Origin of the sequence: Flavonifractor sp. An112, from assembly GCF_904377885.1 — a bacterium.
Taxonomy (GTDB): Bacteria; Bacillota; Clostridia; order Oscillospirales; family Oscillospiraceae; genus Flavonifractor; species Flavonifractor avicola.
Window position 1 is genome coordinate 20,275 of sequence record NZ_CAJFGT010000014.1, and the last position, 20,218, is coordinate 40,492.

Consider the following 20,218-nt stretch of genomic DNA (forward strand, 5'->3'; position numbering starts at 1 on the left):
GCTTTTGCGTGACACCGACTGAACAAAAGCTTGGTAAACGGAGGTGAGAGGATTTGTTCACAGTCGTGATCGCGGAACAGGAGCACATCGACAACATCAAAAAGTGCCGTGTATTCCTCCAGCCGTTTATCGACGAGACGCGTCTGTCGCTCTGTCCCTGGTTTCCGGAAGAGACCACGCTGGCCGACTCCGTTCCCAAACTGGCCCAGTGTGTGGCCGGACACCAGGAGTGGCGCGCCGTTGTGGTGTGTGACGAGCAGGGGTTGGACCATAAAAACCCCTTTGATATCGTTCCCTTCCAGATGCCCCCCTACGACCCCGGCGGGCCGGAGGAGGACGCGCCGCAGCACACCTATCTGGATCGGCTCCGTCAGGCCAAATTCCAGGCCTTTGAACAGGCCGCCCGGCAGCCGCTGACCCGTCTTATGACCCACCTGTGCGAAAGTCCCCTGGTGACCCGGGGAAAAAACAACGCCTCCGACGACCCTGAATTTGCCGAGTATCTCGCCGAGAGTATCCGCAAGCAGGAACTGCGCCAGCAGATCATCGGAGAGGAAAAGCTGAATTTTTCCCGGCCACAGGAAGTAATCTGTATCGCAAAACGCACCTACTGTCCTCAGGAAAGCGATATCACCACCGCCTGGACGCCCAACGAGGACATCCAGTATTCCAGGTTCTACGACTGGAACCTGTACTTTGACAAAATGCGCTACCTGTTCTTTGACATTCTGCCCAAGGAGCACCGGGATTACGGGTTTGAGTATATCAAGTTCCTGTATGTCCTGCTGATCTTCTCCTGCAATGAGACCCCCTCCGGTGCCCTCAAGCCCAATCGGGTCTTTCGCCTGGGCTGTGAAAACAACGAACAGGCCCTTCGGATGCTGCTGGCTCAGTACGATGCCAAGCTGGCCAACACCAGCGATCTGCTGACCCAGCACATCCAGCAGATCCAGTCCACGGAAAAGGCCCGGCTCAGTGACCGGGACGCCAAGCAGATCTTCTGCGCCAACATCAACGTGCCGGTGCTGTTCTCCCAGGAGATCGACCGCACCGACCTCTATTCCAAGCCAGAGGAGCTGGGCCTGGCCACCGACTGTCCGGAGGACGAGGCCAGCAAATGGACCGGCACCTATATGACCTCCCGGCGCACCCTGCAGCGGCTGCTCAAGCAGCCCCGGCGTGCCCTGAAGAGCGCGGTGACCGACCTGCGCAGGCTCAACCAGGTGGATCTGGACCGGGCCTGGAACCTGAATGAATTTCAGGTGGAGGATGTTCAGGAATACACCCACGAAGAGGAACTGAACATGGTGACCACCGACACCCCAGATTTTTTCCACATGGACAAATATGAGGGGGAGATGGAGGAACACAGCAAGGCCATCCACCGCAAGATCGAGACCCGTATGACCAAGGGAACCACCGTTGCGCTGGGTCTGACTGTGCTGGTCCTATATCTGCTGGGCTTTCTGCCCCTGCTGCTGTCCAATTTCTCTGAGGATGAGAGCCGCTTCTGGACCCTCATCCTCATGGGCGGCGCCGCCGCTGCCCTGGTGGTGGTGGGCGTGATCTGCCTGTTCTGCCTGCGGAGCGCACTCCGGAAGCGTTTTCGGGACTACAACGATCTGATGGGCCGGATCTCTATGGATCTGGACCACTCCACGGCCCAGTACTCCCACTATCTCAGCCACGCCTGCAACATGATGCGGGGCTTCCAGGTCCTGAATTTCCGCAACCAAAGCGGCGATCCGGACAGTCAGAAGGTCCGTGTCCTGAAAAAGCACATGACGGACATCCGGCGGATCCGGGAGGAGCTGCGGGAAGTGTTCGGCGTATACGTGGACAGCTGGACCGTCGGCGAGGCGGAGCAGGTGGGCGCATATACCTATGACTTTACCCGGACGGTGGATTTCTCCTATCCCGTGCCCTACACCGAGGGTATGCGCCGTCAGATCGAGTTCCTCCAGCCCGGCAGCACCATCCAGGTGCCGGTGGACTTTATCACTCGCATCACCATCAGAAGGGAGGAGCTGTATGATTGAGACCATCATTCGGCTGGTATGGCTTCTGCTGGTACTGCTTCCCTTCCTCCTGCTGGCCCTTCTGAATAAAAAGGCTAATCTGAAACGTGCCGTTCGGGACCGGCAGTTCCCCATGCCGGTGCTGACACTGGTATATTGCGTCCTGCTTATCATCTTCCTTGGGTGGATCAATCAGTGGCTCCTCACGCTGATGGAACTGCTGGCCGGATTCCTGAGCAGCGCCGGAACGGAGCTGACTCAGGCTCTGGACGGCGCCTTGAGCTGGCTGGGCGAACTGCTGCAAAATATGGGTGCGGCCCTGGCCCACCTGCTGGACACGGTGGACCCCGCCTATATTCTGCTCTTTGTGGGCAATACCCTGATCCTGTTGGTCCACATCCTGCTGAAACGGATCCTGATCTCCATCTTCCAGGTGGTCTTCAAATCCGGCGGTAGTCTCCACGACCTGTGCGCGGAGCTCTTTTATGAGCAGGACGAGGAGAGTTCCTTCTGGTATGTCCGCAGCCACTTCGGCCAGGCCCGCACCTATCTGAAAACCATGTACTATGCCGCCATGACCCTGTCCGCCGCACTGGTGCTCTTCTCCTGCGAGCTCTATCGCAACGACCTGCTCTCTGTCCCCTTCTATCCCGTGTTCGGCCTGCTCATTGTGGGCGAGATCTACTTCTTCGCGGATGGACTGGACCGCCAGGAGCTGACCAGCTACCTTACCGGCGAGGCGGACCACGCCAACAGCGTTACCAACTATGTCCTGCTCCGGAAGGTGCTCTCCAAGCTGTTTGGAGACAAGCTGGGGGCGGAAAATACCACGGTGGACTCCGGTCTGCTGGCAGCCCGGACCAACGACGCCCTGCTCCAGCAGCTGGAGCAGAGCGACGACCCCAAGGTGGAGGCCTACGGCCGCTTTATGCGGAAGAAGGTGCACAGCGGCCTTCAGCTGGACCACAACTACCTGGCCTCCGGTCTGGAGCTGCTGCAGGAGCGCAGTATCCTGTTCAACAATCCCTTCTACTACGATCTTATCCCCTATGTGTTCTACCCCATGAACCGGGTCATGCTCCGCCGCAAGAAGGTACTCATTATTTTGGGCCGCCACTCTGTGGAGGACGACATCATTGCCTGGTGCCAGGAGGGTCTGGCCTCCATCTCCAACATTCCGGGTATGTGGAACATCGGCGCGCTCTCCGACGCCCCCCAGGCGCTGGATGTGGGCATCATCAGCCGCTCCAGCGTCCACGACCTGGCTCTCCATGAGGCCAACGACGCCTTCTTCCAGGACGTGGAGTTCGTGGTGGTGGTGGAACCCTCCAAGCTAGTGACCACTGCCCAGATCGGTCTGAACTCCATCATGCGCCGCTGCCGCCAGGACGGAAAGCAGATCACCTTCTGCTCCACCGATAAAAACTGCGACGGCCTGGTAGATGCCCTGTCCCATATCCTGCTGTCCAGCTTCACCGAGGTGTCCGCCACAGAGCACCACAAGGGGGTCTCCTCCTATATGTGCTGGGACGGAGATGGCGACCACTTGCAGCACCGCCTGCTGCCCAACCTCTCCCGCTATCTGGGCGTAGGCACCGAGCTGTCCTTCGCCGCGCTGAAAAACCAGGTGCCTGTAACCGAGTGGTATGGCGGCGACAGCTTCCCGGTGGTGGATATCCACTGGATCGCCAAGCAGTACTACTATGATCTGCTGCACTATGCGGAGCTGCCCACCTCCCAGGAGGCCATGGACGAATACTTCCAGACCACCCCCAACCTGTGGAATGCCCGGATCCGGGAGAACCACTTCCTCACCGTAGAGGATGAGGGGAACAATATGTTCGAGATGAAGCGGCTCTTCTCCACCCGGGCCCGCAACCAGGGCTTTGTCAACATCATCTCGCCGGAGTATTTGCTCAAGGACTATATGCTGGAGAATGACGGCATTTTCAACGCTGACCCCAAGGCCATCCCCTATATGGTGGCCGACTATGCCTCCACCCAGCGCAATATCATCCTGCGGCTCTGCCTGCGGATGAGCACCGGGCCGGTCAAAGAGGCGGACATCCAGCAGGAGCTGATACTGGGAGACATGGACCAAGGAGAACTGCCCCACAGCCTGTGGCATAACATCTGCCTGTACTGCGGCAGCCGCGGTATCAGCCGCACTGACAAAGCTGGCAACGAATGTCTGGTCTTCTCCCACGGAGAGGCTGAAACCGTCTTTGGGATCGATACCCTGCAGGTCAAAAAGAAATACTCCCTGGAGCAGGGCCGGATGGAATTGCTGTACTCCATCACAGATCCCAAGTTTATCTCCATCGTGCTGGGCGATCTCCGCAACGCCGGCTACATCGCCGAGGACGAAAAGGGCGAGAAGCACTACCTGGGCGCGGAGCTGCGGGGCCATGTGTTCCAAAAGTACCTGCCCGGCCAGTTCTTCACCTTCGGCGGCAAGTACTACGAAATGCTCCGGGTCACCAGCGCCGGTCAGGTGCTGGTACGCCGCGCCGCCGACCACATCACTGGCCGTCCCGCTTACCGCCAGATTCGGAATTACTACCTCTCCAACGTGGTGGATTCCGAGGCCATGGGCGACCAGATGGACATCGCCGGGATGCACATCGTCCGGCAGTACGCCGACATTCGGGTGGAAACCCCGGCCTACTGGAAGCTGGATCAATACAACAACTTCGCCGGGGGAAGCGTGGTCTCTATCAACGGCGTGCCCAACCGGGTCTATCAGGCCAAGCAGCTGCTGCGGATTACCCTGCCGGACCGGGATGGTATGCTGACCAAGGAGATCTGCGGCACGGTGGCGCTCCTCTTCAACGAGATCTTCCGCACCCTCTTCGCGGAAAATCAGCCCTACATCGCTGCAGTCATGCCCGGTGAAGCTGCTGCTCCCACCACCTACAGCCTTCAGGGTGAAAACGGGACGGAGCTGGAGGACGGGTGCATCTACATCATTGAGGACAGTCAGCTGGACCTGGGCCTTCTGGTCACGGTACAGCGCAGCCTCAACCGTATCTTCTCCATACTCTGCGATTATCTGGACTGGCACATGGAGGCAATGGAACTGAGTATGAATCCCCCTCCCGCCCAGGAGCCCCCCGACTTTACCGCACCTCCCGCCGAGGAAGAGCCGCAGCCGAAAAAGGGCTTCTTCAGACGGCTGTTCCAGAAGATCGGCAACTTCTTCCGGAAGCTGTTCCACCGCAAGCCCAAGGAAAACACCATGCCGCCTCTCATGAGCACCGCTCCGGGAGGCTTGGGTACCGAAGCCCCACCTCCCGACGATACCTCTGTGACAAAACAGCCAGAACCCACCTCTCCCCTTCCAGAGGAGCCGTCCGCTGACCACCCCGCCGAGGCGGAAGCCGCTGTTCCTGATGCTGCCATCGAGGAGAGCTCCGACGAAGTGGTTTCCGACCAGGATGTTCCTGCTGCTGAACCGGAATCCACCCCTCCCCTTCCAGAGGAACCGCCCGCCGAGGAGGAACCCACTGCTCCTGATGTTGATATCGATGAGGAGAATACCGACGAAGAAGGTTCCGGCCAGGATGTTCCTGCCGAGGAAATTGCCGAAGATGCTGAAACCGGCACCCCGGCTCCTGCTCAGGAAATTCCTGCCCCGACCGAACAGGACACCCTTCACTTTGAGCCGGAGCAGGTACAGGCCGGCGGCGGAAGCCCCATTTCCCGCAAGCCCTACCACCTGCGCTGCTATCTGCTCTACGGCGGCACCCAGGTGCCGGAACAGATCGACGTACAGGGCACCAGAGATTATCTGGAGGCCCTGGGCTTCGGCAACAGCGAGCTCAAGCAGGCCCGGGCGGGCCGGGACACCGCCGAACGGATCGGCCAGGATATCCTGCGGGACGGCAGCCGCTGCTGCGACTTCTGCGGCGTAGAGCTGACCGGAACCGAGTACGAGATCCTCTCGGACGGCCGAGACCGCTGTATTACCTGCAGCAGAACGGCAGTGAAAACCGAGGAGGAATTCCGGGCCATCTACCAAACCGTGGTGCAAAACCTGGAGATCTTCTACGGCGCTAAAATTTCGGCGTCGGTCCGGGTGGAGATGGTCAACGCGCAAAAGCTCCATCGGCGGCTGGGCAAACGCTTTGTTCCCACCGGAAAGAGCGACGGCAGGGTGCTGGGCGTAGCCATCCGGGACAAAAAGGGCTATACCATACTGGTGGAAAACGGCGCGCCCCGGATGCAGTCCACCATGACAATCGCCCATGAGCTGATCCACATTTGGCAATACCTCAACTGGGACAGCAAAGCCATCCTGAAACTGTACGGCAAAGCCCAGGAAATCGAGATCTATGAGGGCATGGCAAAATGGGGCGAGATCCAATATGCCTACCTCATCGGCGAACGGGCTCTGGGCAAGCGTGAGGAGCTGCTCACCCGTATGCGGGATGACGAGTATGGCCGCGGCTTCAACAAATATCTGGCCCGGTATCCGCTCTCCACCGACGTGCAGCTGCCCGGTCAAACTCCTTTCACCGACAAGCAAAAGCCCCTTTAAGGTAGTGAAAATACGCCCCCTGTACGGCAATTTGCTGTACAGGGGGTGTGTTTCTTTATCATTGTAAAGCGCTGTTTTTCCTGCTATAATGGCTTTGCCCACATCAATCAGAATGATGCCGCCAGCTGGCAGATTTGGAGGATGCGCTATGAAAAAAATGACCTGTGGCCTCTCCGCTCTTCTCCTTTGCCTGGGCCTTCTCTCCGGCTGTACCTCTCAGCCTGAGGCTTCCAAACAGGATACCATTCCCTTTGAGGACGGACAGTACTATGCCGTGGCCTACCTGGGATATCAGCAAATCGATGATCTGGACTACTATGTGGAGCATTATCTGGATCATGACAGCCTGCCTGTTCACTATCTCTCCGCCGGAGACTGCTATCTGGTGATCCCCAGATATACGGGTATGGAGCTGTCCCTGTACCGCAACGATCTGGAGACCTCCCAACCCATTCTGATCTACCAGGACCCGGATTGCCAGCCCTTTATCCTCCAGTGCAACGCCAGCGATATCTTCGCCGACGCAACCATCCGTCTGACCTACGAGGACGAGACGGCAGAGTTTTCCCCCTTCATCTCTTTGAAGGACGGCTCTGTAGACATTGGAGCACAGGGTCTGGAACTCACCAAGGATTCGTAAATGGAGGCCTGTCATATGACCAAAAACGATGCTTTTCTGCACCTGAACGATCCGCTGCCGGCAGACATCGCCCGCCGGAAGGAGATGGGCGACGTGGCAGGCGCCATCCGGCTCATCGACCAGCGTTTGGCCAGCCGCACCCAGCCTCTTCTGGCTCTCCGCCTGGAGGCGGAGCGGCTGCGGCTGACCCGTCTGCCTCACGACTACCCCTACTCCCGTGCCGAGGCCCTGGCTATGATCCGCGCAGAGTGGCCCCAGTGCACGGAGGAACAGTTTGACACTCTGGTGGACCACGGGCGCATTGACTGGCGCATGATCGACGGAGAATTGCGGTGTCAGGAGCGGTTCCTGGAGTCCCTTCGTATATACCCCAAAGAAGCCCCCGGTCTCATACAGGAGCCCCAGGATCACTCCGCCCGGGACGCCGTGTTGGCTAGGATGGAGGCTGAGGGTGCCCTTACTGCCCGCATCACGCTGCGGGCCACCATCCGCTCCCTGGCGCCGGTAACCGGGCAAGAGGTTCAGGCCTGGCTGCCCATCCCCGCCGCCTGTCCCCAGCAGAGCCAGATTCAGATTCTGGACCACACACCCGGGGGCATAGCCGCTCCGGAATGTGCCCCTCAGCGCACCATGTGGTGGCGGACACAGGGGGTGGATACATTCTCCGTAACTTACCGCTATCTCATTCGGGCCCAGTATACCGACCCCATGACACTGCCGCTGGACCCTGTTCAGCCCACCTTCGATCTGGAGGAGCAAGCTCCCCACATCGTCTTTACCCCCTACCTGCGGGCACTGGCAAAAGACATCTGCCGGGGGTGCTCCACACCGGCAGAAAAAGCCCGGGCTATCTATGACTATGTGACCGGCCAAGTGGACTACCGCTACCAACCCGCCTACCTCCAACTGGACTGTATCGCCGACCAGTGCGCCAAGACCCTGCGGGGAGACTGCGGCGTATTTGCCCTGCTCTTTATCACCCTGTGCCGCATCTCCGGCATCCCCGCTCGTTGGCAGAGCGGCCTGGCCGTCCGGCCGGACAGTGTTGGCCCCCACGACTGGGCCATGTTCTATCTGGCGCCCCATGGCTGGCTGTGGGCAGACTGCTCCTTTGGCTCCTCGGCCCGGCGCAATGGAGAGACCGAGCGCCGCCGGCACTACTTCGGCAGTCTGGACCCCTGGCGTATGGTGGCAAACAGCGCCTTCCAGGCGCCTCTGACACCGCCCATGCAGGATTGGCGGCAGGACCCCTATGACAATCAGGTAGGCGAAATGATGGTGGGCGGCCGGGGACTGGATGCCTCGGAGCGGGAGACCAGCCAGGAGCTTCTGGAGTTTGAGCTGCTGCCCGGAGAAACCTGATAGGCATCCTACTGTCGGAGGACTCATCCGACCTTCCGGGCCATTGTAACCAGGGCCCCGCTCCTTGACAGGCTTCACCTAAAACGATAAAATGATAAAAAAAGGAACTAAGGCGTGGGAAAGATGAAGGTTACACCACAGGAAAAAACCATATTGGACGCGGCCCTGGAGGTCGTAGCAAGGGAAACCATCAGCCGAACCAGGATGCACCTGATCGCTGAAGAAGCTAGGATGTCCCAGTCCAATCTGCACTATCACTTTAAAACAAAAGATGCACTGATGAAGGCACTCTTCTGCATGATTCAGGATACGTTTACAGAGCGTCGCAAGCAGGATGCTGTGGATCCGGACACACCCGTTGAAAGTCAGATCGCGCATTTCTTCCAGGAGCCCAGACGCCTGTTGGACGAAGACTGGCGCTATGAAACGGTACAGATCGATTTCTGGCTGTATGCTCATACAGAGCCGGAGATGCAGGAGTTGTTTGACGAGAGTTATGAGGGCTGGCGGGAACAGGCCATCCGCCTGATCGCGCAGGCTTATCCCGAAATTCCCGCCGAAACCCAGCGGGCACTGGGCTATATTATGGTATCCATGTTCGTAGGCGCCGTCATGCAGATCATGAATCGTGCCGACTTTGATTTGGATCGCTATTTTGAGGTATGCACAAAATTGATCCTTCTGGAGCTAAACAAGCTGCATCAAGCAGGTTGATTGGTTCCTACACAGAAAGCGCCCCTGGAAAGAGATTCTTTCCGGGGGCGCTTTTTATCATGCCTGTACAGTTGATGGAGCGGTGTGAAGGTATTCCATGAGCATATCGCAGCAGAGGGACGCATACAGGTCCAAATCTACTGTCAGCTTGGAATTCAGCACCTGAAGGGACTCTCCCATCATCATGGAAACCATGATATGAGCCAGAAGGGCGGCCGTTTCTGCTTCTACTGCAGGATCATACAGACGAATGGTTTCTGCAATATGCTTTCTCCAGATCTCATAAGACTGATAGAACTCCTCGTTGATCTCAGGATCCACCCGTCCCATGCACCAATAGTCAAACTGTGTTCTGTCATATTGAGGTTCTTCCTCAATAATCTGCTTTTTCTGCTCAAAGAAACCAGCCAACTTATCTGCCAGGGTATTGGAGTGTTGGTTGAGTACCGCCTCTCGCTTTTCTGAAAAGTTTTTCTGGATATAACGCAGCAGGGCCAGCAGCAAGTCCCGTTTTGTCTTGAAATAGTAGTGGAGATTGGACTGCACCACTCCGGCCTCCTCTGCGATCAAACGCATACGGGTCCCGTTGAGTGTTTCCCTGTCTACCACCTCAAACGCCGCAGCCAGGATCGTTTCTTCCATAGGATTATATTCCATGATCGGCATCCTCTTTTCTGCCATCCATTTCGTATCATCAGTATATCAAACCGGTCGTAAAAAATCAAATCCATTAAGCTGACTGACTAGTTGATTTTTTTCTGGGATGTGATATATTTGCCATACACCGGCACAAAGCCGTCAGAAATGGAGGATCATTATGGAAGTCATCAAGTGGAGCGCCAACAAAATGCCCAAAAGCGGGGACCAGCAGCTGAGCGTCATGGCTCTGGATGAGGTGCAGCGGGCCCGCAGATTTCACCAGAGTTTTCCCCAATACGCTGTTACCCCTCTTGCCAGGCTTTCCCGTATGGCCGGACATCTGGGGCTGAAGGATGTGTTTGTCAAGGATGAGTCCTATCGCTTTGGCCTGAATGCCTTTAAAGTCCTGGGCGGTTCTTTTGCCATGGCCCGGTACATCGCCAAAGAGCTTGGTAAATCTGTAGACGAGATGAGCTATGATTACCTGACCAGTGACCAGCTCAAGCAAGAATTTGGACAGGCCACCTTCTTTACCGCCACAGACGGCAACCATGGCCGCGGTGTGGCGTGGGCTGCCAACCGCCTGGGACAAAAGGCCGTTGTCCATATGCCCAAGGGCAGCAGCAAGTCCCGCTTTGACAACATTGCCCGGGAAGGTGGCAAGGTCACCATTGAGGAGGTCAACTATGATGAATGTGTACGTATTGCCGACGCCGAGGCTGCGGAAACCCAGCGCGGCGTCGTAGTGCAGGACACCGCCTGGGATGGCTACGAAGAAATCCCTGCCTGGATCATGCAGGGCTACGGAACCATGGCTATGGAGGCCGCCGAGCAGCTCAAGTCCCTTGGCGCCGCCCGTCCCACCCACATTTTTGCGCAGGCGGGGGTAGGCTCCCTGGCTGGTGCAGTGGTAGGCTTCTTCCACAATCTCTTTCCCGAAAATTCCCCAAAAACCATCATCATGGAAGCCCAGGCCGCCGACTGCCTCTACCGGGGTGCCGTGGCAGGTGACGGACAGCTACGTACCGTGGACGGCGATCTGCAAACCATTATGGCGGGCCTGGCCTGCGGAGAACCTAATACAATTTCCTGGGACATTCTGCGCAATCACGCTTCCTTCTTTGTCTCCTGCCCGGACTGGGTGGCTGCCAAAGGTATGAGAATGCTGTCCGCCCCCTGCAAAGGCGATCCCCAGGTGGTTTCCGGAGAAAGCGGCGCAGTGGGAATGGGCCTGCTGGCCACTTTGATGGAGAACGCGGAGTACCGCGAGTTGCGGGAGGCGATCGGCCTTGATGAAACCTCCAGCGTACTTCTCTTTTCTACCGAGGGCGACACTGATCCCCAGCGTTATCGCGATATCGTATGGAACGGGGCCGATATCTCCGTCTGAATGTCTAAATTTCTTTTGATTTTTTGTCCATAATAGAAGATTGACACAAAAAGAGCTTTGTCATATAATAAGCGCAGGAAATCTGACTGACTAATCAAACTAATGCGAGCCACAGGCTCGTTTTAAATGGCCTCAAATTTGATCAATCAGTCAGTCTAAAACGGAGGGAAATATTATGGTAACTTCTATGGGCGGCAAGCACCTGATCACTCTGCAGGAATGGACCAACGAAGAAATCGATACCTGCCTGGACACAGCTTATGATCTGAAACTGAAATTCGCTCGGAAGATTCCCCACGCAAGCCTGCGGGACGAGACCGTATTTATGATGTTCTTTGACGAGTCCACCCGTACCCGCAACTCCACCGAGGCCGGCGCCACCCAGCTGGGCGCCCACGCCCACTTCCTGGATGCCAGCAAGATGCAGATCCAGCACGGCGATTCCGCCAAGGATACGGCAATGATCCTCTCCAGCTACGGTCACGCCATTGCCTGCCGTCACTGCGGCTGGGGCGTGGGCAACGCCTACATCCGTGAGATGGCCAAGTATTCCAGAGTGCCCGTTCTGAATCTCCAGTGCGACCTGTACCACCCCATGCAGGGTCTGGCCGACCTGATGACCATTCAGGAGCATTTTGGCCGCACCAAAACCCAGGGCCTGAAGGTCTCCATCATCTGGTGCTACGCCACTACCCACAAAAAGCCCATCTCTGTGCCCGTCACCCAGGCGCTGCTCTTCCCCCGCTACGGGATGGAGGTCACCCTGGCCTATCCCGAGGGCTACGAGCTGCCCGACTGGGTGATCGCTCAGGCGGAGGAGAACGCCCGGAAGAACGGCGGCACCATCCGCATCACCCACAACATCCGTGAGGCCTTTGAGGGGGCCGATGTGGTGATCCCCAAGAACTGGGGCAGCTGGTACGCCGACAGCAAGAAGGCTCCCACCGATGAGAAGCGCGAGGGCAACACCACCCTGACCCAGGAGGAGCTGGAGCGTCTGGCAAAGAATAAGTCCTGGAAGTGCACCCAGGAGCTGATGGATCTCACTTCTGAGAACAGCATCTATATGCACGCGCTGCCCGCCGACCGGGTCAACGAGGTAGAGGACTCCGTCATTGACGGTCCTCACTCCATCATCTATCAGGAGGCCGAAAACAGACTGCATACAGTCAAGGCTGTTATGGATCTGACCATGGGTGGCAGACGCTGAGTAAAGGAGGAGTTTTCATGGATATCTCCACGAATGCCGCCGGGCTGAAGCTCTCTTCTCCCCTGCTCCCCGGCTCGGGCCCATTGACTGGAGACGCCGAACGGATTCTCTATCTGGCCCGGCAGGGACTGGGCGCCATCGTAACAAAGACCATTGCCCCTGAAGCAGCGGAGGTGGGCCGCCCCTGTATCGCAGGCAACCGGACCATGATCTTCAATTCCGAAGCCTGGTCGGAGCATCCCGCATCCCAATGGATCGGGGAATACCTCCCCGAGGTACGCAATCAGTGTGACACGCCCATCATTGCCAGTGTGGGGTACGACGACGAAGACCTGAAGCAGATGGTCCCTCAGCTGGAGCCGCTGGTGGCCGGATATGAGTACATTCCCCGGTATGTGGGCAAGGACTTCGACGAGGTCAAGCGGATCGTGGCAGTGCTGCGGGGCCTCACCAAAAAGCCCGTCTGGGTCAAAATGAACGCCAATATTTCTGATCCCGTAGGCTTTGCCGCCTCCTGCCGGGAGAGCGGAGCAGACGGAATCGTGGCCATTACCTCTCTGGGGCCCAATATGGTCATCGACATTGAGCACCGCCGTCCCCTGATCGGTACGGCCGACGGCTATGTCTGGACTTCCGGCCCCGCCATCAAACCGCTGGCGCTGGCCTACGTTCACATGATCAAACAGGCCTTCCCCGACCTGTCGGTCATTGCCAGCGGCGGCTGCGCCACCGCTGAGGACGTGATCGAGTTCCTGCTGGCGGGAGCCGACGCGGTACAGATGTTGTCCGAGGCCATGCGGAAGGGCCGGGATCTGTACGGCAAGATTCTGGCGGATCTGCCCGCCGCCCTGGAGCGCTATCATTTTACCAGCGTGGAGGATGTCAAAGCCACCTGCCTGACTACCACCGCTCCCAGCAACACCCCATCCTTCCCCCACTTTGATCAGGATACCTGTACCGGCTGCTGTCTGTGTGAGCGCTGCTGCCCCTACTTTGCGCTCCATATGGAACAGGGCAAACCTGTGGTGGACCAGTCCAAGTGCTTCGGCTGCGGCCTGTGTCAGAGCAGATGTCCCACTCACGCCATTACCAATGTCATCAGCGAAATCTGAAGATTGTTTGTAAAGGAGATTTATTATCATGGTACCGACCGAACGCATTCGTGAGCTCAGTGAGAAGTACAGAGCCTATACTGCGGAGCTGCTGGGCAAGATGATCCGGGTCCCCGGCTTTTCCGGCCGCGAGAAGGACCGCTGCGAGCTGATCGTTCAGCTGTGCCAGGAGGCCGGCTTTGACGAGGTCCACATCGACGGTCTGGGCAGCGTGGTGGGCCGGGTTGGCCATGGTCCCAAGAAGCTGGCCTTTGACGCCCACATCGACACCGTTGAGGTGGGTGACCGGACCCAGTGGAACAAGGACCCCTTCTGCGGCGAAGTCACTGAGGACGGTCTGGTGTACGGCCTGGGCGCTTCCGATCAGCTGGGCGGCGCCGCCTGCATGATCGCCTCCGCCCGGATGCTGAAGGAACTGGGCTACGACGGCGAGTTCACCATCTACTATACCTTTACTGTTATGGAAGAGGACTGTGACGGCCTGTGCTGGCTCTATGAGATCGAGAAGGAAGGTCTGAAGCCCGACTATATCGTGTCCAGTGAGCCTACCGCCTGCCGTCTGTTCCGTGGCCAGCGGGGCCGTATGGAGATTGAGATCCTCCTCAAGGGCATCTCCTCTCACGGTTCCCTGCCCCACAACGGCGTCAGCGCCGCCTACAAGGCCGCCCGCGCCGCCCTGGCTATGGAGCAGCTGAACGAGGACCTGCAGCCCGATGAGGACAACTTCCTGGGCAAGGGCTCCGTGGTGGTCTCCTCCATGGAGGTCAAGGGCCCCTCCCAGTGCTCCGTTCCTGACGAGGCCAAGCTCTATCTGGACCGCCGCCTGACCTGGGGTGAGAACGAGGAGATCGCCATCGGCCAGGTGGTGGACTACATCACCAAGGCTCTGGGCGAGCCTCCCTACAAGGTCTATATGCCCTCCTATGCCAAGCGCGGCTACAAGAACACCGACTTTACCCAGGAGCTCTACTTCCCCACCTGGAAGACCGAGGAGAACCATGAGCTGGTGGTAGCCTCCCGCAAGGCGTTCCAGGAGCTTTACGGCAAGGATCTGGTGCCCGGTCCCTGTGTGTACTCCACCAACGCCGTGGCCTTCTGCGGCCGCCATCACATTCCCACCGTTATTATGGGGCCTGGTGATGTGGAGGCCTGCCACAAACCCAATGAGACCACCCGCGTCAACGATCTGGTCACCTGCAGCGCCTTCTACACCATGCTGCCCTACATCCTGAAGTAAGGAGCTGGACAGATGAAAAAGCGCATTGTGGTGGCCCTGGGTGGAAACGCCCTGGGAAATACCCTGCCTGAACAGCTGGAGGCGGTCAAATATACCTCCCGCATTCTGGCTGACCTGATCGCAGAGGGAAACGAAATCGTGATTTTCCACGGCAACGGGCCCCAGGTGGGTATGATCAATCTGGCTATGTCGGAACTCCATCGGGCCGATCCCAGACAGTCCATCATTCCCATGTCCGTCTGTGTGGCCATGAGCCAGGGATACATCGGTTATGATCTTCAGAGCTTTCTCCATGCGGAACTGCTGAAGCGGGGCATCGATAAGCCGGTCACCACTGTGATCACCCAGACCCGGGTAGACCCCGACGATCCCGCCTTCCAGCACCCCACCAAACCGATTGGACGCTTTCTGTCTCTGGAGGAGGCCAAAGAACTGGAAAAAGAGGGCTATCGCTTTATGGAGGATGCCGGCCGGGGCTATCGGCGAGTGGTTGCCTCCCCCAAGCCCCAGGAGATCATGGAGATCGACACCATCCGCACCCTTCTTCAGGCCGGACAGGTGGTTGTCGCAGCAGGCGGCGGCGGTATCCCTGTTGTCCGTCAGGGATGTTATCTGCGGGGTGTGGGCGCTGTTGTGGACAAGGACTTTGCCAGCTGCGTGCTGGCAAAGTCCCTGGACGCCGACGAGCTGATTATTTTCACCGCCGTAGAAAAAGTTGCCATCCACTTTGGAAAGCCGGATCAGGTCTGGCTGGATCGCCTGACACCGGATCAGGCTGCCAAATACGTGGCCGACGGAGAATTTGCTGCCGGTTCCATGCTGCCCAAGGTACAGGCCGCCATGGATTTTGCTGCCTCCAAACCGGGACGCAGAGCATTGATCACCCTTCTGGAAAAAGCAGGTGACGCACTGAACGGTCTGACCGGCACTGTGATCGCCCAATAAAAAGCCATCGTATGACGACGAATAAGCCGTGCTGAATGAAGCATGGTTTATTCGTCGTTTTCAATAATAATTATCATACTTTATTGTATATATTGCACAATTTTTATCTCAAAAATGCGGTCACTTCGTGAATTGACCACAGACTGACTAATCGATAAAATATAGGCAATTCCGAAGGGAGGTTTCGCAGCATGAAGTGGAAAGCGGACGAATTTTACTTTCAGCGAACCGCCGAACTTGCCCGAGAAGCCATGGACCGGGGAGACGACGGTTTTGCCAGTATCCTGGTGGATGAGAATGGAGAAATCGTGATGGAACAGGGAAATCTGGCTCACACCCGGAACGATCCCACCGCCCACGATACCATTGTCCTGGCCCAGCGGGCGGTACAGGCATATCCGCAGGAATTTCTGGCCAAATGTACGGTCTACGCCCTGATGGAGCCCTGCGTCATGTGTATGGGCGCTCTGTTCTGGGCTGGGATCCCCAAGGTCAAATACGCCATGTCCGAGGCAGATCTGAACAAGCTCCTGCCCGGCGGTCTGGAGATCCACAGCGAGGAATTTGCAGCCCGGAGCCCCAAACCCATGATTTCGGAAAGCGGCGCTCCCTTCCCTCCGGCAAACAAGATCATTCGGGATTGGGTCTGCTCCCTGGGGATTCCCGGTATCCCGCCCGAGGGAGTCTAAGCCATGAAAGCCATCATTCATGCCAATATTTACGACTTCTACTCCTACCGTCCAGACAGCTATCTCATATTTGACCGTAAAATCACCGAAACCAGCCCCATGAGTCAGTGGCATAAGCCAGAGAACTGCGAAGTGATCGACGCAAAGGGTGCGTTTCTGCTGCCCGGTCTGCTGAGCTGCCACGCCCATCTGTACGGCGCCTATATGAGAGGCTGTCCCCTGCCGCCCATCCGCTCCACCTGCTTCCGGGAACAGCTGGAGCAGCTCTACTGGACGGTGGATGGTGCTCTTGATGTGGAAAGCTCCTACTGGAGCGCAAAGACACTGGCTCTGGACCACATCCGCTGCGGCGTGACCACCATTTTTGACCACCACGCCAGCGGAACCCAGATAGAGGGCACGCTGGATGCACTCAAGCAGGCCTGGGTGGACGAAAGCGGACTGCGCGGCCTCTTCTGTTTTGAAACCAGCGATCGATTTGATGTGGAGGCCTGTATCCGTGAAAACCTGTCCTTTGCCCAAAAAGGTAGCAGTGAAATGCACGGGGCTATGTTTGGTATGCACGCCTCCCTGTCACTCAGCGAACGCACGCTGGACCGGGTCGCTCAGGCAATCGGCAATATCCCGCTGCACGTCCATGTGGGCGAAAGTCTGGAGGACGAAGAGGAGTCGGTAGCCCGTTACGGAAAACGGATCGTGGAGCGCTTTGCGGATCACGGCCTGATTACCCCCAACAGCATCTTCGCCCACTGTGTCAACATCAATGCTCGGGAGGCGGCACTGATGGCTGAATACGGCGCCACAGCAGCCATCAATGTGACCTCAAACCTGAACACCGGAAACGGTATCCCTGATTTTCGCCTCTTCCGCCGGTATGGCGTACCCGTCATGGTAGGAAACGATACACTGGGTACCAACATCGCTGCGGATCTGCGCAACACCATGTTCGGGATGCACCTGCGTACCAAGAATCCCTGGTGGTTTGACTACAGTATGCTGCTGGACTGCATCCGCAGCGGTTATGAATTTGCCTCCCGGCTGCTGCATATCCAACTTGGCCGGCTGGAAGCCGGCTGTGAAGCCGATTTTGCCCTTGCACCCTATCTTCCGCCTACCCCCATCACTCAGGAAAATGTTTGGGCACACATCCTGGACGGCATATTCAACAGCTACCGGCCCAGCGACGTCTGGTGTGCCGGTGAAGCAAAGATGAGAAATTACCAGGTACAGTTTGATGAATCTGAGATCTGCCAAAAGAGCCGCGCAAGTGCTCAGAAGGTATGGGCACGTATTTCCCAGCAGAAATGATGAAAGGGGCGTCATTCATGAAGGAAAAGGAAAAAGTCAAGGCAGCAGACAACGACTACGAACTGTGTGAGGTTCCACGGGACAAACGAAAGAGTTTCGCCAGCATCACCATTATTTGGACCGGCTATGTATTCCTCATCACCAGCATGGTGGCAGGCGGCGGCTTGGCTGCCGGTCTGACCTTCCGCGAAATCATTCTGGCCACCATCCTGGGAAATGTCTTTTTAAGCGTTCTGGCCATTCTGGTCAGTATCATTGCCAGCCGCACCGGCCTTACCTTCGCTCTGCTGACACGGCACAGCTTCGGTCGGAAGGGCTCCAAGATCACCTCGCTTTTCGTTCCCATCGTCAACATCGGGTGGTACACCATTCAGTCCGCCACCTACGGTCATCTTATCGCCCAGGTGTTTAATTTGGGCGGCGTTGGAGAGATCATCTGCATGATGCTCAGCGCCCTTGTCATGGGCATTTTCGCCCTGTTCGGCTTTGACGCCATCTCCATTCTGGGCTACGTGGCCATTCCCGCGGTTATCTTCCTCTCTATTGCAGCTTCGGTAAAAGCCGTTGTGGTAACCGGCGACTTCTCCATGATCGTGAATTACGTCCCCAAAGATCCCATTACCATTGTTGAGGGTGTTACCCTCATCATCGGAACCTGGGTATTCGGCACAGTCGCGTGCATTGCGGACATCATGCGCTATGCCCGCACCACCAAGGAGGCTGTGCTCAGCGGCGTCACCGGTCTGGTAGGCGGCAACAGCCTTCTGGTTATCTGCGGCGCCATCACCGCCATCGCCCTGAACAACAGCGACCTGACCTCCGCTCTGCTCTCCATGGGTCTGGTGCTGCCCAGCATCATTTTGATGACCACCAACATCTTTACCACCAACGCCGCAAATTTGTATTCTACCTCTTTGAACCTGTCCAACGCATTCAACATGGGCCGCAAGAAGATGCTGACCGTTATCCTGGTGATCTGCGCCCTTCTGACCATGCTGAAGCCCTATGAAATCACCTTCCTGTTCACCTTCCTTGATGTGTTGGGCAACGTGGTTCCTCCGCTGGCCGGCATCATCTTCGCCGATTACTACATTGTCAAGCGTGGGCATTACGAAGAACTGGCCAAGGCTGACATCAAGGACTGGAACATCATGGCCTGGATCACCTGGGCAATTTCCGTGGCTCTTGTGTACCTTCTGCCCTTTGGACAGCCGTCCGTCAATGGTATCGTAATCTCCATGATTCTCTATGTCATCCTCATGAAGCTCAAGCCTGCAAAGGCCGAAATCAAGGAGGGCAACTAAAATGACAAAATATAAATGGATTGCATTCTTTGGAACCGTGTTGATGGGAATCAGCTCCTTCATGGCCTGTCTGGGAACTTCCTCTAATATGCTGCTGGCCGGAAGCATTTTGCTGGTAATCAGCATTGTCATTATGTCTTATGCGTTTTATTTCTGGAGGCCTTAATCCTTATATTACAAAAAGCCCAGGGTGCAAATGCCCCCTGGGCTTTTTTGCATCTAAACTTCGAACAGAAGGAATTTCTTTACCAAACATTTAACTGTGCACTTAGTTGCCGTAATACATATATGACAGGAATGGCACTCATACGTTTAGCACCCTTCACACAGGATACTCTCATACTATGAATCGAAGCCTCTGACTCATCTTAGTCAGCATCTTCCTATTGCCATATTTAATTTAGATTATCCTTGAACTATATATCAATATATGGTAATTTTTACAGGAAGTATAGTTTTAGGAAGGCATTCCAATACCAATGACACTAAAGGAGAGATGTACATGAAGCAAGCAAAGCAGATACTCAGTAGTTTTCTTTCCCTTTGTCTATTGACATTAATAATTCCTTATCCAACCAGCGCTGCAGCCAATTTGCAGGGCCAGAAGAATGAGTTTCAAGGACACTCCTATCAAGTTTTTGACGGGATCTGCGAAACATGGGAAGAAGCCCAAGCGTATTGCATATCTCTTGGCGGACATCTTGCTACAATCTCATCTGCGGATGAGAATAACTTTTTATATAATCTTCTTATTGATTCAGGATACAGCAGCGCCTATTTCGGACTAACTGACAGTGCAAAAGAGGGGGAATGGGTTTGGGTTACAGGAGAATCTGTCACCTATACAAATTGGCACCCCGGAGAGCCTAACGCGGAAAACAGCAAAGAGGACTATGCCATGTTCTACTATAAATTTAAAGATGGGACATGGAATGACGGTAAATTTAATAATGGCACATTTATTTGCGAATGGGACAACAGCAGCACTGGGGAATTTCGGTTTATATCAGATAAAACTGTTAATTGTATCCCTAAAAACACCACATTTGAAGTATTTGTCGGGTACTATGTAGACGATATATTGAACAATGGTACATATCAAATATCTGT

16 protein-coding genes are annotated in these 20,218 nt (G+C 56.4%); 15 read left to right on the forward strand and 1 reads right to left on the reverse strand.

Annotated elements, in window-relative coordinates; translation table 11 throughout:
• The first annotated feature begins 53 nt into the window (after positions 1-53).
• From IHN22_RS03490 to IHN22_RS03510, 5 genes are all read left to right on the forward strand, one after another.
• Entirely contained in the window at positions 54-2,039 is a 1,986-nt protein-coding gene (locus IHN22_RS03490; RefSeq protein ID WP_191433485.1) for a hypothetical protein, read from the forward strand.
• Positions 2,032-6,558, forward strand: coding sequence for a hypothetical protein (locus tag IHN22_RS03495; protein WP_191433486.1), 4,527 nt, complete (start codon positions 2,032-2,034; stop codon positions 6,556-6,558). Before IHN22_RS03490 ends, IHN22_RS03495 begins: the two co-directional genes overlap by 8 nt.
• Positions 6,559-6,706: 148 nt before the next feature.
• Positions 6,707-7,198: a hypothetical protein gene (locus IHN22_RS03500; protein ID WP_191433488.1), complete on the forward strand. Its 492-nt coding sequence runs from the start codon at positions 6,707-6,709 to the stop codon at positions 7,196-7,198.
• A 15-nt stretch (positions 7,199-7,213) separates the two neighbouring features.
• Entirely contained in the window at positions 7,214-8,560 is a 1,347-nt protein-coding gene (locus tag IHN22_RS03505) for a transglutaminase-like domain-containing protein (RefSeq protein ID WP_191433489.1), read from the forward strand.
• 123 nt (positions 8,561-8,683) lie between these two features.
• Entirely contained in the window at positions 8,684-9,274 is a 591-nt protein-coding gene (locus tag IHN22_RS03510; RefSeq protein WP_087187474.1) for a TetR/AcrR family transcriptional regulator, read from the forward strand.
• A 57-nt stretch (positions 9,275-9,331) separates the two neighbouring features.
• Here the strand turns inward: IHN22_RS03510 and IHN22_RS03515 are convergent, their stop codons facing one another.
• Positions 9,332-9,931: a TetR/AcrR family transcriptional regulator gene (locus IHN22_RS03515; protein WP_158098636.1), complete on the reverse strand. Its 600-nt coding sequence runs from the start codon at positions 9,929-9,931 to the stop codon at positions 9,332-9,334.
• Between the two features lie 157 nt (positions 9,932-10,088).
• Between IHN22_RS03515 and dpaL the strand changes: the two genes are divergently transcribed.
• The 10 genes from dpaL to IHN22_RS03565 all read left to right on the forward strand — a co-directional run.
• Positions 10,089-11,303, forward strand: coding sequence for a diaminopropionate ammonia-lyase (gene dpaL / locus IHN22_RS03520; RefSeq protein ID WP_207733067.1), 1,215 nt, complete (start codon positions 10,089-10,091; stop codon positions 11,301-11,303).
• A 175-nt stretch (positions 11,304-11,478) separates the two neighbouring features.
• Complete coding sequence (locus tag IHN22_RS03525; protein WP_087399592.1) at positions 11,479-12,513, forward strand: ornithine carbamoyltransferase; 1,035 nt, start codon at positions 11,479-11,481, stop codon at positions 12,511-12,513.
• A gap of 17 nt (positions 12,514-12,530) precedes the next feature.
• A complete protein-coding gene (locus IHN22_RS03530) occupies positions 12,531-13,625 on the forward strand; it encodes a dihydroorotate dehydrogenase (protein ID WP_191433493.1) in 1,095 nt (364 codons plus the stop codon).
• A gap of 28 nt (positions 13,626-13,653) precedes the next feature.
• The gene (locus tag IHN22_RS03535) at positions 13,654-14,862 is read left to right on the forward strand and encodes a YgeY family selenium metabolism-linked hydrolase (protein ID WP_191433494.1); all 1,209 of its coding nucleotides are present in this window, start codon (positions 13,654-13,656) and stop codon (positions 14,860-14,862) included.
• A 12-nt stretch (positions 14,863-14,874) separates the two neighbouring features.
• The gene (gene arcC / locus IHN22_RS03540; protein WP_191433496.1) at positions 14,875-15,807 is read left to right on the forward strand and encodes a carbamate kinase; all 933 of its coding nucleotides are present in this window, start codon (positions 14,875-14,877) and stop codon (positions 15,805-15,807) included.
• A 191-nt stretch (positions 15,808-15,998) separates the two neighbouring features.
• Entirely contained in the window at positions 15,999-16,496 is a 498-nt protein-coding gene (locus tag IHN22_RS03545; RefSeq protein ID WP_191433498.1) for a nucleoside deaminase, read from the forward strand.
• A 3-nt stretch (positions 16,497-16,499) separates the two neighbouring features.
• Positions 16,500-17,804, forward strand: a complete 1,305-nt coding sequence (locus IHN22_RS03550) for an amidohydrolase family protein (protein WP_191433500.1) — start codon at positions 16,500-16,502, stop codon at positions 17,802-17,804.
• Between the two features lie 17 nt (positions 17,805-17,821).
• Positions 17,822-19,108 carry a cytosine permease gene (locus IHN22_RS03555; RefSeq protein ID WP_191433502.1) on the forward strand — a complete coding sequence of 429 codons (1,287 nt, stop codon included), beginning with the start codon at positions 17,822-17,824 and terminating at the stop codon, positions 19,106-19,108.
• 1 nt (position 19,109) lies between these two features.
• Positions 19,110-19,274 carry a hypothetical protein gene (locus IHN22_RS03560; RefSeq protein ID WP_191433504.1) on the forward strand — a complete coding sequence of 55 codons (165 nt, stop codon included), beginning with the start codon at positions 19,110-19,112 and terminating at the stop codon, positions 19,272-19,274.
• 336 nt (positions 19,275-19,610) lie between these two features.
• A partial coding sequence (locus IHN22_RS03565; RefSeq protein WP_300985357.1) for a lectin-like protein occupies positions 19,611-20,218 on the forward strand: 608 nt, incomplete at its 3' end.

Excerpts from the sequence above, each read along its gene's own strand:
- IHN22_RS03495 (WP_191433486.1), top strand. The coding sequence starts at position 2,032 with ATGATTGAGACCATCATTCGGCTGGTATGGCTTCTGCTGGTACTGCTT.
- IHN22_RS03500 (WP_191433488.1), top strand. The coding sequence starts at position 6,707 with ATGAAAAAAATGACCTGTGGCCTCTCCGCTCTTCTCCTTTGCCTGGGC.
- IHN22_RS03505 (WP_191433489.1), top strand. The coding sequence starts at position 7,214 with ATGACCAAAAACGATGCTTTTCTGCACCTGAACGATCCGCTGCCGGCA.
- IHN22_RS03510 (WP_087187474.1), top strand. The coding sequence starts at position 8,684 with ATGAAGGTTACACCACAGGAAAAAACCATATTGGACGCGGCCCTGGAG.
- IHN22_RS03515 (WP_158098636.1), bottom strand. The coding sequence starts at position 9,931 with ATGGAATATAATCCTATGGAAGAAACGATCCTGGCTGCGGCGTTTGAG.
- IHN22_RS03525 (WP_087399592.1), top strand. The coding sequence starts at position 11,479 with ATGGTAACTTCTATGGGCGGCAAGCACCTGATCACTCTGCAGGAATGG.
- IHN22_RS03530 (WP_191433493.1), top strand. The coding sequence starts at position 12,531 with ATGGATATCTCCACGAATGCCGCCGGGCTGAAGCTCTCTTCTCCCCTG.
- IHN22_RS03535 (WP_191433494.1), top strand. The coding sequence starts at position 13,654 with ATGGTACCGACCGAACGCATTCGTGAGCTCAGTGAGAAGTACAGAGCC.
- arcC (WP_191433496.1), top strand. The coding sequence starts at position 14,875 with ATGAAAAAGCGCATTGTGGTGGCCCTGGGTGGAAACGCCCTGGGAAAT.
- IHN22_RS03545 (WP_191433498.1), top strand. The coding sequence starts at position 15,999 with ATGAAGTGGAAAGCGGACGAATTTTACTTTCAGCGAACCGCCGAACTT.
- IHN22_RS03550 (WP_191433500.1), top strand. The coding sequence starts at position 16,500 with ATGAAAGCCATCATTCATGCCAATATTTACGACTTCTACTCCTACCGT.
- IHN22_RS03555 (WP_191433502.1), top strand. The coding sequence starts at position 17,822 with ATGAAGGAAAAGGAAAAAGTCAAGGCAGCAGACAACGACTACGAACTG.
- IHN22_RS03560 (WP_191433504.1), top strand. The coding sequence starts at position 19,110 with ATGACAAAATATAAATGGATTGCATTCTTTGGAACCGTGTTGATGGGA.